Source organism: Arthrobacter sp. M71 S08 (assembly GCF_059089725.1).
This window is the reverse complement of the sequence record NZ_JBNHEY010000001.1, coordinates 66470-83101: the sequence shown is the minus strand read 5'-3', so window position 1 is coordinate 83101 and position 16632 is coordinate 66470. Positions and strand designations below refer to the sequence as shown.

The 16632-nt window shown below is 65.6% G+C and carries 19 protein-coding genes; 5 read left to right on the top strand and 14 right to left on the bottom strand.

All coding sequences use genetic code 11. The annotated features are described in order from the left end of the window. Nucleotides 1-3 precede the first annotated feature (3 nt). From AC5RTB_RS00440 to AC5RTB_RS00430, 3 genes are read right to left on the bottom strand one after another with little or no spacing between them, the layout of a single operon-like run. On the bottom strand, nt 4-228 hold the full coding sequence (locus AC5RTB_RS00440; protein ID WP_494059096.1) for a hypothetical protein: 225 nt from the start codon (nt 226-228) through the stop codon (nt 4-6). A gap of 18 nt (nt 229-246) precedes the next feature. Beyond that, a complete protein-coding gene (locus AC5RTB_RS00435; protein ID WP_494059095.1) occupies nt 247-591 on the bottom strand; it encodes a DUF8129 domain-containing protein in 345 nt (114 codons plus the stop codon). A 6-nt stretch (nt 592-597) separates the two neighbouring features. Continuing rightward, nucleotides 598-837 (bottom strand): hypothetical protein, encoded by a 240-nt coding sequence (locus tag AC5RTB_RS00430; RefSeq protein ID WP_494059094.1) that lies wholly within the window; start codon nt 835-837, stop codon nt 598-600. A gap of 162 nt (nt 838-999) precedes the next feature. Here AC5RTB_RS00430 and AC5RTB_RS00425 point away from each other — a divergent pair, with 162 nt between their 5' ends. Both AC5RTB_RS00425 and AC5RTB_RS00420 read left to right on the top strand, forming a co-directional pair. Beyond that, nucleotides 1000-1197, top strand: a complete 198-nt coding sequence (locus AC5RTB_RS00425; protein WP_494059093.1) for a YegP family protein — start codon at nt 1000-1002, stop codon at nt 1195-1197. 22 nt (nt 1198-1219) lie between these two features. Next, nucleotides 1220-2398: a glycosyltransferase family 9 protein gene (locus AC5RTB_RS00420; RefSeq protein WP_494059092.1), complete on the top strand. Its 1179-nt coding sequence runs from the start codon at nt 1220-1222 to the stop codon at nt 2396-2398. Here the strand turns inward: AC5RTB_RS00420 and AC5RTB_RS00415 are convergent. From AC5RTB_RS00415 to AC5RTB_RS00385, 7 genes are read right to left on the bottom strand one after another with little or no spacing between them, the layout of a single operon-like run. Beyond that, nucleotides 2364-3077: an SDR family oxidoreductase gene (locus AC5RTB_RS00415; protein ID WP_494059091.1), complete on the bottom strand. Its 714-nt coding sequence runs from the start codon at nt 3075-3077 to the stop codon at nt 2364-2366. The genes AC5RTB_RS00420 and AC5RTB_RS00415 overlap by 35 nt on opposite strands. A 26-nt stretch (nt 3078-3103) precedes the next feature. Then, nucleotides 3104-4504: a PfkB family carbohydrate kinase gene (locus AC5RTB_RS00410; protein ID WP_494059090.1), complete on the bottom strand. Its 1401-nt coding sequence runs from the start codon at nt 4502-4504 to the stop codon at nt 3104-3106. Further along, nucleotides 4501-5193: a D-sedoheptulose-7-phosphate isomerase gene (locus tag AC5RTB_RS00405; RefSeq protein ID WP_494059089.1), complete on the bottom strand. Its 693-nt coding sequence runs from the start codon at nt 5191-5193 to the stop codon at nt 4501-4503. Before AC5RTB_RS00405 ends, AC5RTB_RS00410 begins: the two co-directional genes overlap by 4 nt. Continuing rightward, nucleotides 5190-6506 carry a glycosyltransferase gene (locus AC5RTB_RS00400; RefSeq protein WP_494059088.1) on the bottom strand — a complete coding sequence of 439 codons (1317 nt, stop codon included), beginning with the start codon at nt 6504-6506 and terminating at the stop codon, nt 5190-5192. The genes AC5RTB_RS00405 and AC5RTB_RS00400 overlap by 4 nt, the downstream gene beginning before the upstream one ends. Further along, nucleotides 6503-7504: a glycosyltransferase gene (locus AC5RTB_RS00395; RefSeq protein ID WP_494059087.1), complete on the bottom strand. Its 1002-nt coding sequence runs from the start codon at nt 7502-7504 to the stop codon at nt 6503-6505. Before AC5RTB_RS00395 ends, AC5RTB_RS00400 begins: the two co-directional genes overlap by 4 nt. Then, nucleotides 7501-8562: a glycosyltransferase family 9 protein gene (locus tag AC5RTB_RS00390; RefSeq protein ID WP_494059086.1), complete on the bottom strand. Its 1062-nt coding sequence runs from the start codon at nt 8560-8562 to the stop codon at nt 7501-7503. Before AC5RTB_RS00390 ends, AC5RTB_RS00395 begins: the two co-directional genes overlap by 4 nt. After that, nucleotides 8559-9083, bottom strand: coding sequence for a D-glycero-alpha-D-manno-heptose-1,7-bisphosphate 7-phosphatase (locus AC5RTB_RS00385; RefSeq protein WP_494059085.1), 525 nt, complete (start codon nt 9081-9083; stop codon nt 8559-8561). Before AC5RTB_RS00385 ends, AC5RTB_RS00390 begins: the two co-directional genes overlap by 4 nt. A gap of 120 nt (nt 9084-9203) precedes the next feature. Here AC5RTB_RS00385 and AC5RTB_RS00380 point away from each other — a divergent pair, with 120 nt between their 5' ends. Beyond that, a complete protein-coding gene (locus AC5RTB_RS00380) occupies nt 9204-10169 on the top strand; it encodes a glycosyltransferase family 9 protein (RefSeq protein WP_494059084.1) in 966 nt (321 codons plus the stop codon). Between the two features lie 5 nt (nt 10170-10174). Here the strand turns inward: AC5RTB_RS00380 and AC5RTB_RS00375 are convergent, their stop codons facing one another. The 4 genes from AC5RTB_RS00375 to AC5RTB_RS00360 all read right to left on the bottom strand — a co-directional run bounded on the left by AC5RTB_RS00375 (nt 10175) and on the right by AC5RTB_RS00360 (nt 13802). Beyond that, nucleotides 10175-10996 (bottom strand): sigma-70 family RNA polymerase sigma factor, encoded by an 822-nt coding sequence (locus AC5RTB_RS00375; RefSeq protein ID WP_494059083.1) that lies wholly within the window; start codon nt 10994-10996, stop codon nt 10175-10177. Between the two features lie 147 nt (nt 10997-11143). Further along, nucleotides 11144-11590 (bottom strand): SRPBCC family protein, encoded by a 447-nt coding sequence (locus AC5RTB_RS00370; protein WP_494059082.1) that lies wholly within the window; start codon nt 11588-11590, stop codon nt 11144-11146. Between the two features lie 26 nt (nt 11591-11616). After that, complete coding sequence (locus AC5RTB_RS00365) at nt 11617-13182, bottom strand: MDR family MFS transporter (RefSeq protein ID WP_494059081.1); 1566 nt, start codon at nt 13180-13182, stop codon at nt 11617-11619. Then, nucleotides 13179-13802, bottom strand: coding sequence for a TetR/AcrR family transcriptional regulator (locus tag AC5RTB_RS00360; protein WP_494059080.1), 624 nt, complete (start codon nt 13800-13802; stop codon nt 13179-13181). The genes AC5RTB_RS00365 and AC5RTB_RS00360 overlap by 4 nt, the downstream gene beginning before the upstream one ends. Before the next feature lie 156 nt (nt 13803-13958). Between AC5RTB_RS00360 and AC5RTB_RS00355 the strand changes: the two genes are divergently transcribed. Together AC5RTB_RS00355 and AC5RTB_RS00350 are read left to right on the top strand one after the other, a co-directional pair. Further along, a complete protein-coding gene (locus tag AC5RTB_RS00355; RefSeq protein WP_494059079.1) occupies nt 13959-15311 on the top strand; it encodes an MFS transporter in 1353 nt (450 codons plus the stop codon). 43 nt (nt 15312-15354) lie between these two features. Beyond that, complete coding sequence (locus AC5RTB_RS00350) at nt 15355-16608, top strand: M24 family metallopeptidase (RefSeq protein ID WP_494059078.1); 1254 nt, start codon at nt 15355-15357, stop codon at nt 16606-16608. Nucleotides 16609-16632 lie beyond the last annotated feature (24 nt).

Below are 16632 nucleotides of genomic sequence, written 5' to 3'. Positions count from 1 at the left end.
CGCCTAGGTCGAGACGTCGTTCTCAATATCTTCTGCAAGTTCGTCCACCTTCTCCGGGCGCAGGTGCACACCGGCCTCATCAAGCCGCTCCTCGAGCACATGGGTGACGTCATCCTCCACGTGGCCAAGCCGGATCTCGGATCTTACGTCTTCAGCGATCTCCGCGACGGTTTCTTCCTGCGTCTCGGCAGGGTCAGATCCGAGGGGTTCCTGGTTCTCGGCAGTCATGGCGCTTTCCTCCCTGGATCAGCGTGGCTGAGCCGGGTTGCTCGGGTCGCCCTGGGAAGGCGGATTTACCGGCGGTCCCGAGGTTGCCGGGCTTACGGGCGATCCACCCCGGTTACTGGTTCTTTCCGGGGTGTCCGGGTTTTCGGGTCCACTTGGCTCTGCGCCGTTGCGCAAAGCTTCCAGCCGGTGCTCGAGAACCTGCACAACTGGAAGCCGGGCCCCGTGCGCACGCTCATACTCGAGCAGTTGTGCTACCGCTGACTCGCCCAGTCCATTGATGCGGGTGGGCAGGGTTCCCAGCGGGAGGTGGTCATAGTCCGGCAGGGGAAGATCCTCGTGCCGTGGTGAGTCGCTCTGTGTCATGGGTTATCACTCCGAAGGTTCAGTAGCTACGTCGTTGGGCTGGCCCTCTTCGCCCGTGTCATCCTCGAGTTCGTCTTCCCCGACCGAGTTGTCCTCGAGGTCGGTGTCGATTCCGACATTGTTGTCGAACTCGGTTTCCTGGTTCTCTTCCGGTGAGCCGCCCCCGCCCGGATCATCACACCCGGTCAGCAGCACGGCGCTGATACCTGCCGCTGCTGCCATTGCCCACAGCTGGTGCTTTGCCATGATCGGTCTCCTTTCGCTCGAACCTTGCGGTGAGTCATCCCACTAATAAACAGTATGCTTACTATCTTCATCTTGTCGATGATTCCCGCTCGCCCGTTTTGGTAAGCGTGCTGATAATCTACGGATAGCACAAACCACACAGTCCGACGAAGGAGTCCTGACATGGCGGGCAAGTTCGAGCTCTATCTGGATGATGCGAGCCGTTACCGGTTTCGGCTGACCGGAGATGACGGCGCAACCCTGGTGACCAGCGAGTCTTACGACGACAAACGGACAGCTGTGTCCGGTATCCATGGCATCCGGGACTGCGCATCAACTGCACTGATCAAAGACCTGACCGACCGCGACGACAGCGAGTGACAACTCCCATCTCGAGGTGACAATGGCCAAGAGCCTGGCGGTGAGCCGGCAGTCTGCAGCAATGGGCACAGGCGTCGGTCCACTCATGGAGAGGTTCCAGGACGTCGAGCGCATCGCTGTCCTCCGCGGCGGCGGTCTGGGCGATCTGCTCTTCGCCTACCCCGCGTTGAGCGCCCTGGCTGCCGCGTATCCGGAAGCATCGATCACCCTGCTGGGAGTCCCGCTGCACGCCGAACTCCTCCGAAACAGACCCGGGCCGGTGTCAGCGGTGGAGGTGCTCCCCTACGCCTCGGGCGTGCGTCCCGGACCCGAGGACGGCAAAGCAACTGCCCACTTCTTCGCAAGCATGCGCTCCCGTGAGTTCGACCTCGCCGTCCAGGTTCACGGCGGCGGCCGCAACTCCAATCCGTTCCTCCTCAAGCTGGGCGCGAGGCATACTGTCGGCACCAGCACGCCGGACGCCGTCGAACTGGAACGCACCCTGACCTACGTCTACTACCAGAACGAGTTCCTGCGAGCGCTCGAAGTGGTCGGCCTCGCCGGTGCCGCCCCGGTCACCCTCGAACCGCGGTTCACAGTCACGGAAGAAGAAGCGGCTGTCGGGCGTTCGGTGGGCGGCGCCGGAACCCGCCCCCTGCTGGTGATACATCCGGGGGCCACAGATCCGCGCAGGCGCTGGCCGGCGTCGTCCTTTGCCGCAGTCGCCGCGCGGGCAGCGCGGGACGGTAGCGATGTGGTGCTCGTCGGCGACGACGGTGACGCGCCGCTGGCGGCGGACATCGTCCGGCGTGCACAGGCGCAGGCGGGGGCGGACCGGACCGCACTATACGAAGCACGGATCCGCTCGCTGGCGGGGCAGCTGTCCCTCAGTCAGCTGACGGGCGTACTGTCATCGGCGACCGTCGTCCTCGGCAATGACAGCGGGCCACGGCATCTTGCGCAGGCGTTGGGTACGCCCACGGTGGGCGTCTATTGGGCGGGCAACGTGATCAACGCTGGGGCTATGGGACGCACGCTGCACCGCGTGCACCTGGCATGGACAACTGAGTGCGCCGTCTGCGGCGTCGACGTAACGCAGGTGGGCTGGACCGCTGAGCGTTGCGAGCATGATTACTCGCACGTCCAGCAGGTCCAGCCCGATGCGGTGTACGACGACGTCAGGGACCTTACGGCCACGACCCCTCTTCTTCGTGGCAGATAAGCATCTGCCGAACCTCGCAGCCCTGAGGTTGTGACAGCGCGAAGAGAATCGCGTCAGCTACCCGGGTGGGGTCATTGAGCCTTGAGTTGTCCTGCGGCTTGTACTTCTCGTCGCGGTCGTCGAAGAACCTGGTCTCCATGCCACCGGGGATCATGGTGGTCACTCCGACCTCGCCTGCCATCTCCGCCGCCAGCGCATGGCTGAAACCAACCACGCCGAACTTCGAAGCGCAGTAGGCTGTGGCATCGGCGACCGCGCGGATGCCCAGCGTCGAGGCGATGGTGACCACGCGTCCGTGGCTGGTCTTCAGGTACGGCAGGGCGGCGCGCACCGTCGACACCGTTCCCGTGAGATTGACCGCCAGCACCTTCTCCCACTCCGCTGCCGCTACATCCTCGAGCCGTCCGCACCGGTCGATACCGGCGGCCGTGACCACGGCGTCCAGGCCGCCGAGCATATCGGCCGCCTGCTGCACGGCCTCGGTCACTGCCTCCCGGTCTGCGACGTTGACCTCCAGCGCTTTCACACCGGATACGCTGCTGATGTCCCGGTCCAGCACTACGGGCGTGCCACCGGCGTCGAGCACGCGGGCCACGACCGCGGCGCCGAGCCCGGACGCTCCGCCCGTGACCAGTACGCGGCCGGGGTTGAAGGTGAAGGTGTTGCTGGAAGTTGTCATGTGGTCCTCTCGGTGTCCTTTGCTGGTTACCCGACCTCGGCGAGCGCCGCGGCCAGTGACGTGGTTGAACGTGCAGGAATATAAGGGACGGTGACGGTCTGTCCGCCCCAGGACCGCAGGAGAGCGGATTCGGGGAGCTGGGTGGCGGAGTAGTCGCCGCCCTTGACCCAGATGTCGGGACGCAGGGTCGCGAGCGCTTCTTCCGGTGTGTCCTCGCCGAAGACGAACACGGCGTCAACGCATTCGAGGGCGGAGAGCAGTTCTGCCCGGTCGTCTTCACTCATGATGGGTCGCTGCGGGCCTTTCAGCCGGCGGACCGAGTCATCCGAGTTCAGGCAGACGATCAGGCAGTCCCCCAGCCGCCGTGCCGCAGACAGCGTACGCGCATGCCCGGCGTGCAGCAGGTCGAAGCATCCCCCGGTCGCCACCACCGTGCCGCCGGCCTCCCGGGTCTGACGGACAACGCGGAGCGCGTCGACGGCGCGGCCGTGCAGCTGCGTCGGCTCCGGATGCTCCCCGAGGGCTGATACGCCACCCCGGCTGAGAAACTCGGCGGCTCGCTGGACTGCCGACTGCGTTGCCTCTGCCAGGGCGGCGCCCGCGCCGAGTGCGAGTGCGAGCGCCGAACAGAAACGGTCACCGGCACCGCACGGGTCCGTCGCACCGATCGCGGGAGCCGGAACCAGGTGCGGCAACTCTGCGCCTTCGCCCTGGCGGTGGACCAGCGCGCCCCGCTCCCCCAGGGTCACAATGACCGCCTTGCTTCTCCACCGCCGCTCCAGCAGGGTGGCGGCGTCGGCTGCCGCGCGCACGACGTCGGCCCTGCCGCCCGACGCGGCACCGGCCGCCTTCAGTGCCTCGCTGAGGTTAGGGGTCACGGCGGTTACTCCCGGCACCGGGTCCGGACCGGACGGATGGGGATCCCAGACAACCGGTATGCGCCGTGCGATCCGTTCCAGCAGTTCCCGCAGCTGGTCGTTGGCGGCAAGCCCCCTGCCGTAGTCGGAGACGAGCACGACGTCGGCCGTCTCCACCGCGTGCAGCATCTCCGCTGTCACCGGTGGCACCGGCGCGTCCCCGCATCCTTCGTCGAACCGCACGACCGGGTGGCTCCCGGCCCGGATCCGTGTCTTGACCGGAGTCGGCGCACCGGAGGGGCCGGTCACGAGTGATATGCCGGCGAGCTCTTCGCGGAGGGTGGAAGCGGGGGCGTCGTCGGACAGCACAGTGACGAGTTCAAGCGCTGTTCCCAGCCCACGCTCCTGCACATCCTGCTGCAGCATCCGCGCGACCAGGCCTGCGCCCCCGGCCCGGCGCTGCGCGGCAGCCACGTCGACCACGGGGACGGGCGCGTCGGGGGTCAGTCGGCTGGCTTCCCCGGAGAGATCGACGTCGAGGAGCACGTCACCCACAACGACGATCTTCATGATCGCGCCTCCATTGCCCGGCAGCGCGCTACTTCAGCGTCGAAGGCCCTGCAGATCGCGTGGAGTGCAATGAGGTGGCACTCTTGCGCGTTCGCCGATCGGGCGTTCACGGCCACATGGTCATCGCACAGCGCGGTCAGCGGGTTCGGGCCCGGACCGGTCAGGGCCCAGCTCGTGACACCGATCCTGCGTGCGGCTTCGGCGGCACGCAGAAGGTTGGGACTGCTGCCGCTTGTGCTCAGCAGGAGCAGGATGTCTCCCTCCCGGCCGTGGCCCTGCACCTGGCGGGCAAACATGTTCTCGTACCCATAGTCATTGGCGATCGCCGTCACCGACGAGGACTCAGCGTGCAGGGAGATCGCGGAGAACGCTTCACGGTCGCCGTCGAACCTGCCCACCAGCTCCGCGGTGAGGTGCTGGGCTTCGGCGGCCGAACCTCCATTGCCCGCGGCGAGCAGGCGGTGGCCCGCCATGAGACGTTCGGCGAGATCCACGCCCCATTCGGCGAGATGGGCGGCGGAAGCCATGAGGGACTCCACTGCGGGAAGTACCTGCTGCAGGTGTCCCACTACTGCGTCGAGAGCCCCGGATCCGGGTGTGTCGGGCGGCGCCGGAAGGGGATGCGGCGGAACTGCGATCAGCGGCTGCCTGCGCCCGGGCCGGACGGTGGCAAGGTGTTCAGCGCTCATCGTGCGCTCCTTCCTGTGCTTTGGAGGTGTGAACTGGATGTCAGCGTTGCAGGCGGGGTCAATCGCGAAGTCCTGCGGCCGGATCGCGTGTGTCCGCTGGCCTGGTTGAGGGTGAGCTGGTAGGCCTTTTCGGTGTCAGCGGCGATGCGGTCCCAGGAGTAGCGGGCGTGGACCCGAGCCAGTCCCGCCCTGCCGAGCTCCGTCGCAGCCTCGGGGTTCTCAATGACCTGGCGGATGGCATCGGCGAGCGCACCGGCATCGCGCGGCGGAACGTTGAGTCCCGTCTGGCCGTCGACGACTGTGTCGATGAGGCCCCCCACGGCAGCGGCGATCACCGGAACGCCGCAGGCCATCGCTTCAAGCGGAACAATCCCGAACGGCTCGTACCAGGGTGCGCAGACCACGGCGTCGGCGCTGCGGAGCAGCTCCGGCATCCGCTCGCGGGGCACCTGTCCCACGAGAACCACCCGGTCCGCGATGCCGAGTTCCGTTGCCAGCGCCATCAGCCGCCTGGCTTCCGGGTCTTCTTCGAGGCGCTTGGCGTCTCCTCCGCCGCCGGCGATGACCAGTTCGACGTCGTCCACTCCGCTGTCCGCGAGCATCCGTAGTGCACGGATCACCAGGTCCACGCCCTTGCGTGGAACCAGCCGTCCGACAGTCATGATCCGATGCCCACGGTGACGTGGGGCCGCAGGACCGTCTGCGCCGAACAGCGTGAGGTCTACCCCGCATGGCACCACCGATACGCGGGTGCCGTCGACGCCCATCGCCTTCAGTTCGAACACCTCATCCGAGCAGGTCGCAATCACGCGGTCCACTCGCCGGCCCACGGAAGGTTCCAGCCAGGCGCGCTCCCGCGGACTGGTGTCCTCCTTGCCCTGGTGCCGCCGCTTGACGGTCCCGAGTGCGTGGAAGGTCTGAACCACCGGGACGGCGTAGCCCGGGTCTTCACGCCGGGCCACATCAAGTGCCGCAAGTCCCGACATCCAGAAGTGCCCGTGCACGAGGTCCGGCGGGCGGGGCCCCCAGTCGGCCGCGATGCCTTCGGCGAGGGGTCCCATGTAAGGCAGCAGTTCATCCTTGGAGATGGCGGCAGGCGGGCCGGCGTCGATGTGGACCACCTCGACCCCGGGCGCCGCCTGCACCCGTTCGGGCAAATCCGTGCTGTCCCGCCGGGTGTAGACGGTGATGCTGTGTCCGCGCCGTGCGAGCGCCAGGGACAGCGCAGCGACGTGCACGTTCTGGCCTCCAGCGTCCACTCCGCCGAGCGCGGCGAGCGGGCTCGCGTGCTCCGACACCATGGAAATCCTCATTGTGGTCTCCTCTCAGAAACTGCAAGGACGCGCATGCGCTCCGTCGTCCGGCCCAAAACCTCGTCCCACGCCTGAAGGAACGCCGGCAGTCCGTAACGCTCCAGCGCCACCTGCCGCGCCACCTCACCACGCGCTCGGGCCTCCTCCGGATCTTCAACCAGTAACCGGACCGCAGCGCAGAGCTCGTCGACGTCGGTGGAAATGGCGCCGGCCTCCGGCGGCACCGCGCGGGATGCTTCCGTGGTGGCCAGCACGACGACGGGCATAGCCAGGTGCATGGCTTCCAGCAGCGCCAGTCCCAGCGAGGTCCACCTCAGCGGGTGGATGTACAGCCGGCGGCGGGCGAGCTCCGCGTGAAGTGTCGGGGTCGGGATGTCACCGCAGACGGTGAGCTCGTCGGCACCCATGCCGAGTGTGTTGGGTAGTTCCCCGGTTCCCATGCCGAAGACGTCGAGGGGAGCAACGCGCCCAAACTGTGGGAGGAGATCGGTTCCGGTCACCCGCCCGCGCCGCACCGGCTCATTGACCACAACCGCGGCGTGTGCGATCTCGCCGGTGTAGAGCGGACCCGGGTCCACGATGCCGTGTTCGGCGACCATGGTGGGGGCCATGCCGTTGTCCCAGAAGAGCCTGTTGAAGTGGGTGACATGTACAATCGGGATTTCGCTCTGCCCAGCCAGCGGATGCAGCGTCGTCGGGATGTCGCCCTTGGGCGTGTTGTGCTCAAGGAAGACCGCGGGAATATCGCGGCCGGGCCTGCGTCCGAGCAGCCGCTCCACTTCCTCAAGCTCTTCAAGCCGCTGCAGGACGACGACGTCGGGGTTCCACTGGCGCAGATCCTCCGGCGCCACTTCGCGGACGGAGTCGGGCCAGTCCCGGCCTGCCCGGCCCAGTCCCCAGGGTCCGCCCTCGGGCATGGTGGGCAACAGGTACTCGTGCGGTCCGCGGACAAAGGCATCCGTCCACCCGCCATGCACGTGCCAGAGCAGTATCCTCATGCGTTCCTCGTTTCTCTTCTGCTGACCAGGGACGGGACGCCCGAGATCAGCCGCATCACGGCGCCGAACGCCTCCTCGGGGCTTACGTTGGCGAGGCAGGGGTGCCCGGGGACCGGACATTCGCGGGCCCTGGTCAACTTGCAGGGCGCGTTCTGCTCCCCCAGGAGCTCCACCGGCACGCGGTACGGCGCCCACCGGACCGCCGGCACCACGGGCGAGAACAGGCTGACCACCGGCGTGCCCACCGCAGCAGCCAGATGCGCCGGGCCCGTATTTCCGACGACGACGGCGTCCGCTCCAGCAAGCACACCGGCCATGGTGCGCAGGTCAGTCTGCCCCCCGAGATCGATTCCGTCCGGTCCGGCTACGGTGGCCGTCAACTCACACTCGCCGTTTCCTCCGGTCACCACCACGCGATACCCGCCGCCCCTGAGCAACTCGGCGAGCGCAGCATGGTGCAGGGGCGGCCATGCACGGGCGGGGACGGCGGCACCCGGGTGCAGCACTATGTACGGCTCGCCGCCCACCAGGTCTGTCACATCGGGGACATCGCGTACGCGGAGCCGGCCGTCGTCGTCATAGGGCAGGTGATGGCCGGCGGCAGCGGCGATCTGCAGCGCGCGTTCAGCCTCTGGCTGGTCCTCAGGGAAATCCTCGCCGGGTTTCAGCCGGACGTCGAGCAGGCTGCCCGCGTAGTCGACGGAGGCGCCGGTGATGTGCCGGACGCCGGCCAACCGGAGCAGCAGCGCCAGCGGCAGCGGCGACTGATGGAACGAGGTCAGAATGACGGCCTCGGTGACTCCCGCGGTTCTTACGGCGTCCTTCAGGGTCGAGAGATGCTGTTCGGTGACGTCCGGCGCCGGCGCGGTGATCCAGGGACAATCCCAGACGATCACATCGGACACGCCCGGAAGCAGCCTGACCCCGGGTGCTCCCTGCGGGCCGCACAGCATGACGACGCCGGCGGGGTCACTTGCCGCGACCGCCCGGACAGCGGGACCGGACAGGAGCACATCGCCCACGCTGTCCAGCCGGACCACAAGGCTGCGGCCCGTCATGCGGCGCCCCGGAGCAGTGCGACTGCCTCAGCAAGACTGTGCGCAACGAGCGGTGCGGCGTCGATCTCTTCCTGCCGGGTGACCGGCGTGGGAACCAGGACACCGGTTGCCCCGGCAGCGGCCGCTGCCTCAACGTCGGAGCCGATGTCCCCGATGAAGGCGACCTCCGACGGGTGTAGACCAAGCTTCTCGCACGCGCGCAGGATCATGCCGGGTGCGGGCTTGCGGCAGATGCAGCCGTCATCGGGCCCGTGCGGGCAGATTTCCCACAGGTCGAACGGCCCGAGGACGTTTTCGACTTGCTGATTCACCGCCTCCACCTGGGCGGCGGTGAGCAGCCCCCGCGCGATTCCCGACTGGTTGGTGAGCACGCCCAGCGACACTCCAGCAGCACGAAGGGCGTTCAGCACTTCTTCCGCGCCGGGCATGGCCACGACCCGGTCCGGGTCGCCGTTATAGGGTACGTCCACCACGATGGTGCCGTCCCTGTCGAGGAGAACGGCTTTGGGCTCGCTTCTCATACAGGCACTGTTCCCTGCGAAGGGGGAACCTAAACACTTCTCAGCGGAGAAGTTCTCTCGTGGTTCTCGGGTAAACGTTTCCGCCCCGCGCGGCCAGAGCTTTCTGGCAGGATAATTCCCATGTTGCCTGACATCGCCGTGGAAGCGCTCGAGCCGGACGGACGCCCTGAGGTACTGGCGCTTCGCGCACTGAAACTGGGCGACCTGCTGGTTGCAGTCCCTGCGCTGCGCGGGTTGCGCCGCGCGTTCCCGGAGCACCGCATCCTGTACGCCGCGCAGTCCTGGCTGGAGCCGATTGTCCGGTTGACCGGTGCTGTGGACGCCCTGCTGCCCACCCACGGACTCGACGAGCCGCTGGCCCTGCGCCCGGGCAGGGTCGACGTCGCTGTGAACCTGCACGGGAACGGTCCGGAAAGCCGCGGCAGGCTCGAAGCGCTGGATGCTGCCCGTCGGATCGGACACCGCGCCCCTGGCTGGTCCGGGCCGGACTGGGAAGACGGGGTGCATGAAAGATACCGGTGGGCGCGTCTGGTCACGGAGCACGGCATCCAGGCAGACCCACTGGACTACCACCTGCTACAGCCGCCGGTCGAGAGCCCGGCGCCCGGCGCCGTCGTGATCCATGTGGGGGCTGCCTACGGAAGCCGCCTCTGGCCGGTCAAGCGCTTCGCCGAGGTCGCCCGTGCACTTTCGGCCGCGGGGCATCAGGTGCTGCTGACCGGTAGTGCCGGCGAGCGCCCCCGCGCTGAAGCCGTGGCTCAGGCAGCCGGGCTTCCGGACGAAAAGGTTGTGGCCGGGATGCTCGGGCTGCTCGAGTTTGCGGCCCTCATTTCCTCTGCTGCGCTGGTTATCTCGGCCGATACGGGCGCCGCGCACCTTGCGTCGGCGTACGCCCGACCGTCCGTGGTGCTGTTCGGGCCTGCTCCTGTCTCTGAATGGGGACCGCCTCCCGGCCCGCACCTGGTCCTCACGGACGAGTCCGTGCGCCGCGGTGAAACCTTCGCGAGCGACCCTGACCCGGCGATCCTCGCGGTGACGCCCGAGGACGTTCTGCGTGCCGCGGCGGAGCTGGGGATTCCTCGGTAGGGCATTCAGGCGATGCGGGCCGTCCTGTCCGTTCCCGCCATCCGGATCACACTCGCCGCGTCCGGACCTTGAGCACCGGCATCATCAAGAATTCGCTTCTGCAGTTTCACGAGTGTGCGGGCGAGCAGCCGTGAGACCTGCATCTGGGTCATCCCCAGCCGGCGGGCAATCCGGTCCTGGGTCTCCTCGTGGAAATACCGCCGGTACAGCAGTTCCTTCTCCCTCGTCGAGAGCTCACGGACAGCGGCGCGCAGGGTGAGTACGTCATCGCTGCGGGCGTACTCGTCATTCTCGACGGGCAGGGTCTCCGCCCACCTCTGTCCCTCCGCGGATGAGTCAAGCGACTCGGGGCGCTGGCTTCCGCCACAGCTCAGAGCTTCGCCGACCGTCACTGCATCCTTCTCGAGGTACCCCGATAATTCCCTCAGGGACGGCTCACGTCCCAGACGTTGGGCAAGCTCCGCGCCCGCCTTCATGGCCGCTGACTTCAGGTCCTGGAGTTCGCGCGGGGGCCTGACCATCCAGCAGCAATCCCGCAGATAACGCTTCACTTCGCCCCGAATCGTGGGAACGGCGTAGGCGGCGAAGTCAATACCGAGGTCAGGATCGAAGCGTCTCGCCGCCTTCATCAGGCCTTCGTAGGCAACCTGGCGTACATCGGCGGCGTCCTTGGCGAACGGCGAGTACCCCCGCGCGATCCCCTCAGCGATATGGAGGTGTTCCAGCGCAATTTCCTCCTGCATCGCCGCCTGCAGCCTGCTCTGGCACAGCGGCTGTGACGGGACATCGCGGGTATTGACACTCCGTGTGCGGGCGGCAACGCGCATACTTTCACCTCTTGAAGAAGACGTGGGGCGGTTCTCCTTCAGAAGAACATAAGCATGCTGATCGAGGCAACGTGTTTATCGGATCGTTATCCGATAAATCTTCTAATCGTTTCTCGATTAGGGTATTGACTACTTCTCCTTGAGCCTCTAGGGGTGCCGCTCCGCGACGAACTTCTCAAGGTTTTCGAGGGTGCGCTCAATGGACGCCGGATGCTTCCTCGTGAAGCCCAGGAGCTTTAGCACCAGCTTGCCGGGCACGCCGCGGGCGTCCCACTCCTCCGTGACCAGCGTGCCGCCGTCGCGCTCACGCAAGGTGTAACGCCAGATATGGCGGGCGAAGTGGCGCCACGCTATCCGCTTGTTCTCTTCGAACTCGACGACCGTGTTGAGAATCTTGTAGGGCGCCCCGATTCGCATGTCCATCCCGAAGCGGGAACCGGCGGAGAGCCGCTGCGGCCCGTTCGGCTGCTCACCAGTGACCGTTCCTGAACCGTCGATGACGCTGTGCAGCGCCGGCGTGGCAAGCACGTCGAATATTGCGGAGGGAGGGGCGGCGATGAACCGGTCCCGGCGAATCAGGTATGGAGTAGCCATGCCATCATTGTCCCTGCTGCGCCAGCTCAGCGCTTCGTCTCGACGGGCTTTGGGGGAACGCCCGCCTCGCGCTCTACCCGTGTGTCCCGTTCGATGACGGTGGAGAGCGCCTTTTCGTGGACGAACGCGAGCAGGATGGCGGCAATCACACCGAGCGGAGCCATGTAGAGGAACAGCGGCGTGAGGGCGTCGTTGTAGGACTGAATGATGGGTGACTGCAGAGCTTGCGGCAACGCGCTGACCAGCTCCGGGGTGAGCGAATTCGCGCCTCCCTCAAGTGCCGACCCGCCCGCAGGCAGCCGCTCCCTCAGCAACTCCGCCACCCGCGCGGTGAAGAGGCTGCCGACAACTGCCGACCCAAGCGTTGCGCCGATCTGCCGGAAATAGCTATTGGAGGACGTCGCCGTGCCAACCACGCGGTTCGGGAAAGTGTTCTGGACGATCAGCACCAGGATCTGCATGCTCAGGCCCAGCCCGGCGCCCATGATGGCGATGAAGACGCAGATCTGCCATACCGGCGTCGTCGGCGAAATGGTAGAAAGCAGCAACAGCGCCACGGAGACGCCGACGGAGCCCACGATCGGCATCCACTTATACCGGCCGGTTCTGCTGACCAGAAACCCCGAGCCGGTGGAGGTCAGAATCAGCGCGCCCATCATGGGAACCATGAGCAGACCGGCATTGGTGGCGCTCGCACCCGTCACCATCTGCAGGTAGGTAGGCAGGTATCCGATGGCGCCGAACATGGTCACGCCGATCAGCAGGCCGCCCGCGGTGGTGAGCACAAAGTTGCGTTCCCGGAACAGGTGCATCGGCAGGATAGGCTCCTTTGCGCGCCGTTCCACCGCGACGAACAGCCCTGCTGTCACGGCGGCGAGGGCGATCAGCCCGAGAATCGGTACGGACAACCAGGGATACTCCGTGCCGCCCCACGTGCTAACGAGGACCAGCGACGTCGTCGCAATGGCAAGCAGCACCATGCCTGCGGCGTCGACGTGCGGGTGTACCCGCTCACGGGCCGGAAGGTGGAGGAAGAAGAAGACCACCAGCATCGCTGCAAGGCCCAGAGGCATGTTGATCCAGAACATCCAGCGCCAACCCGGACCCTCCGTGAACCAGCCGCCCAGCAACGGACCCGCCACCGAGGCAAAGGCAAACACACCGCCCATGGCACCCATGTACTTGCCGCGCTCCCGGGCAGGAACGACGTCGGCAATGATGGCCTGGGAGAGAATCATCAGTCCGCCGCCGCCCAGCCCCTGAACCGCGCGTCCTGCGATGAGCCACTCCATGTTCGGAGCCAGGCCGCCGACAATCGATCCCGCCATGAAGATGGCAATGGCGAGCAGCAGCAGGTTCTTGCGGCCGATCAGGTCGCCGAGCTTGCCGTAAATGGGCATGACAATTGTCGCGGCGAGAATGTAGGCCGTAATGACCCAGAGCATCTGATCGACACCGTTGAGCTCACCGACGATCGTGGGCAGGGCCGTGCTGAGGATCATCTGGTTCAGGGCTGCCAGAAGCATCGACAGCATCAGGCCGACAAACAGGAGGAGCAGACCTGTTTCCTTACGTGGAACGGTGCTGATCATCGGATCTCCTCAAGGACCTCTCGGAGCAGCGCGGTGGCGCCGTCGAGTGCATGGAACTGGTTCTCAATCGTGGGTGTATCCGCTGCCTGCTGGAACGCGTACCTGGTCGGCGCTCCCGCCACCAGCACGATCATGCGCGCAACATCTTCGGCGGAATTGCGGCTGAGCGCGGCCTGCCACCGTCCAGAGTCAGTCAGCGCGGCGGCTACCACCTCGCGCACCCGCTGCTCCACGCGGAGGAAATATGCGTAACGGCGCTGGCGCAGGACCGGGTAGGCGGTGAGCACTTCGATGCGCCGGCTGGCCTCCCGCTCGCCCCCCTCTGCGGAATGCACGACCGCGATCAGCAACCGCGAGACCTGCTCGATGAGGTCGTGTTCCGGAGAGAAATGCTCAAGCAGTCCCTCGTCCATGCTCGGTTCCTGCAGCCCGAGAATGGCGTCTTCCTTGGTGCTGAAGTAGTTGAAGAACGTTCGGGGCGAGACATTCGCCTCGGCGGCGATCTGCTCGACCGTGACAGCCTCCGGACCCTTCTCCAGCGTGAGGCGGGTGGCGGCGTCGTGGAGGGCTGCCCAGGTCTCGGTGCGCTTACGTTCCCGCAGCGAAATTAGTTGACTCACCGAACTATTGTGCCAGCGTCGCTGATTTTGCACAACTGCAAGGTTGCAGTCATGCAAGCACTCCCCTAAGGCAACCCTTGACCGTGACCCAAAACACATCTACTCTGATGCAACAAGGTTGCAGTGAATGCAACGAACAACAATTTGGTGGTTTTTATGACTGGTAAGACGGGCAATGACGCCCCCCTTCTCAAACCGACCCTCAGCGGCCAGGACCACGTCCGTCCGACCGGTGTAAGCAGTGACACCCGGCGACGGGTAGTCGCCGCCAGTTTCATCGGCAATTTCGTTGAATGGTTCGATTACGCCGTCTATGGGTACCTGGCCACAACGATTGCCGCGGTCTTCTTCCCTCAATCGGATCCGCAGGCCGCCCTCCTGCAGACATTCGCCCTCTTCGCCGTGTCTTTCCTGGTGAGGCCATTGGGCGGCTTCATCTGGGGCCACATCGGGGACCGGGTGGGGAGACGGAACGCGCTTTCACTTTCGATCCTCATCATGTCCGCCGCAACATTCTGCATCGCGCTGATTCCCAGTTATGCCAGCATCGGAGCCTGGGCGCCGCTGCTGCTCCTGTTCATCCGGATCATCCAGGGCTTCTCGGCCTCCGGGGAATATGCCGGCGCCTCCGCCTTCCTCGTGGAGTATGCACCAGCCAACAAGCGCGGGCTCTACGCTGCGGTCGTCCCTGCAAGCACCGCTGCCGGGCTCCTGCTCGGCTCCCTGCTTGTCACCCTCATGACAAGTCTGCTCAGCTCGGATCAAATGGAAAGCTGGGGCTGGCGGCTCCCATTCCTTCTCGCTGCTCCCATGGGGCTGATCGGGCGCTACATCCGCACCAAGCTGGAAGACACGCCGGTCTTTCGCGAGCTCGCCGCCGAAGACAACGCCGTCAAGGCGCCGGTCAGTAACCTGTTCAAGAATCATTGGCGACAGCTGCTCCAGGCCGTGGGAGCTGTGCTGCTCAACGCTGTCGGCTTCTACGTGATCCTCAGCTACATGCCCACTTACCTCTCGGCAGAACTGGGCGTGGGTGCCGCGGAGTCCTACTTCGCCACCACCATCGCACTCGTGACTTACATCGGCTTCATTTTTCTCACTGGCATGCTCTCGGACCGCTTCGGCCGCAAGAAAGTACTCATCTCCGCATCGGTGCTGTTCATAGTGCTCACAGTTCCGGCGTTCGCGCTGCTGGGTACCGGCAATTTCCTCGTGATCGTCCTGGTCCAGATCCTGCTCGGCGCCATGCTCACGCTGAACGACGGGACACTTCCCAGCTTCCTGGCTGAAATGTTCCCCACCAGGGTCCGGTACAGCGGCTTTGCGGTCAGCTTCAACCTCTCCAACGCACTTTTCGGCGGAACCGCCCCCTACGTCGCCACGCTCCTCATTGCGCTGACCGCCAATGATTTGGCACCGGCCTGGTACCTAGTCGGTGCGGCCTTCATCTCACTCATCGCGGTGTCCCTATCGCGAGAAACCAGCCGCGAGCCCCTGCGGCACCAATAGACCTACTTCCCACCGTAAACACAACCCCTATATAGGAGATCAAATGACCATCACGGATACCCCGGCAACCCGCGTTTCCGACCTCGAGCGCCTGAAGGTCCTGCACAACGGAACCAAGCAGCAGCTGACCTTCTCGGATAACGAATTCGAACGCCGCCTCACTGGGCTCCGCCGAATCATGGCCGCGAAAGAGCTCGACGCCGTGATTCTCACCAGCTATCACAGCATCAAGTACTACTCGGACTTCCTGTACACGACGTTCGGCCGTAACTACGCCCTCGTTGTCACCGCCGATGATTCGGTCACGGTGACCGCCAACATTGATGCCGGCATGCCGTGGCGTACCAGCTACGGAGAGAACATCGTCTATACCGACTGGAAGCGCGACAACTTTTACTTCGGTTTGCAGGAGGCGCTACGCCAGCGTGGCATCACGGCCCGTCGCCTCGGCGTCGAGGATGACGCCCTGCCCCTGATGACCCGTGAACGCATCCAGGCCGCATTTGACGGCGCAGAACTGCTCGACGTGTCCCAGGACGCCATGCGCCAGCGCATGATCAAGTCCGCCGAAGAAATCGAAGTGATCAAGCACGGAGCCCGGATTGGCGACCTCGGCGGCGAAGCTATCAAGGCAGCGATTCGCGAGGGCATCTCCGAGTACGAGGTTGCGCTCATCGGAACCGAGGCCATGGTGCGCGAGATCGCCCGCACCTTCCCCCACCGGGAAGTTCGCGACACCTGGGTATGGTTCCAGTCCGGCATCAACACGGACGGCGCCCACAACTGGGCGACCACCCGGAAGCTGCAGCGCGGCGACATCCTCTCGCTCAACTGCTTCCCAATGACCAGCGGCTACTACACCGCCCTGGAGCGCACACTGTTCCTCGGGCAGCCGGACGAGCGCAGCCTGGAGCTGTGGAACATCAACGTCGAGGTACACCGGCGGGGACTGGAGCTCATCAAGCCCGGAGCTGTCTGCAAGGACATTGCCGCCGAGCTCAATGAGATCTACATCGAAAACGACCTGCTCGCCAACCGCACCTTCGGCTACGGCCACTCCTTCGGCGTCCTTTCCCACTACTACGGACGCGAGGCGGGCCTCGAACTACGCGAGGACATCGACACCGTCCTTGAACCCGGCATGGTTGTCTCCATGGAGCCAATGATCACCGTGGCTGATGGTCAGCCCGGCGCCGGGGGCTACCGCGAGCACGACATCCTCGTCGTTGGCGCGGACGGTGCCGAGAACATCACGAAGTTCGGCTTCGGGCCCGAGCACAACATCATCGAGGCCTAGCCAGCAAGTACTACGGCGGCGCCC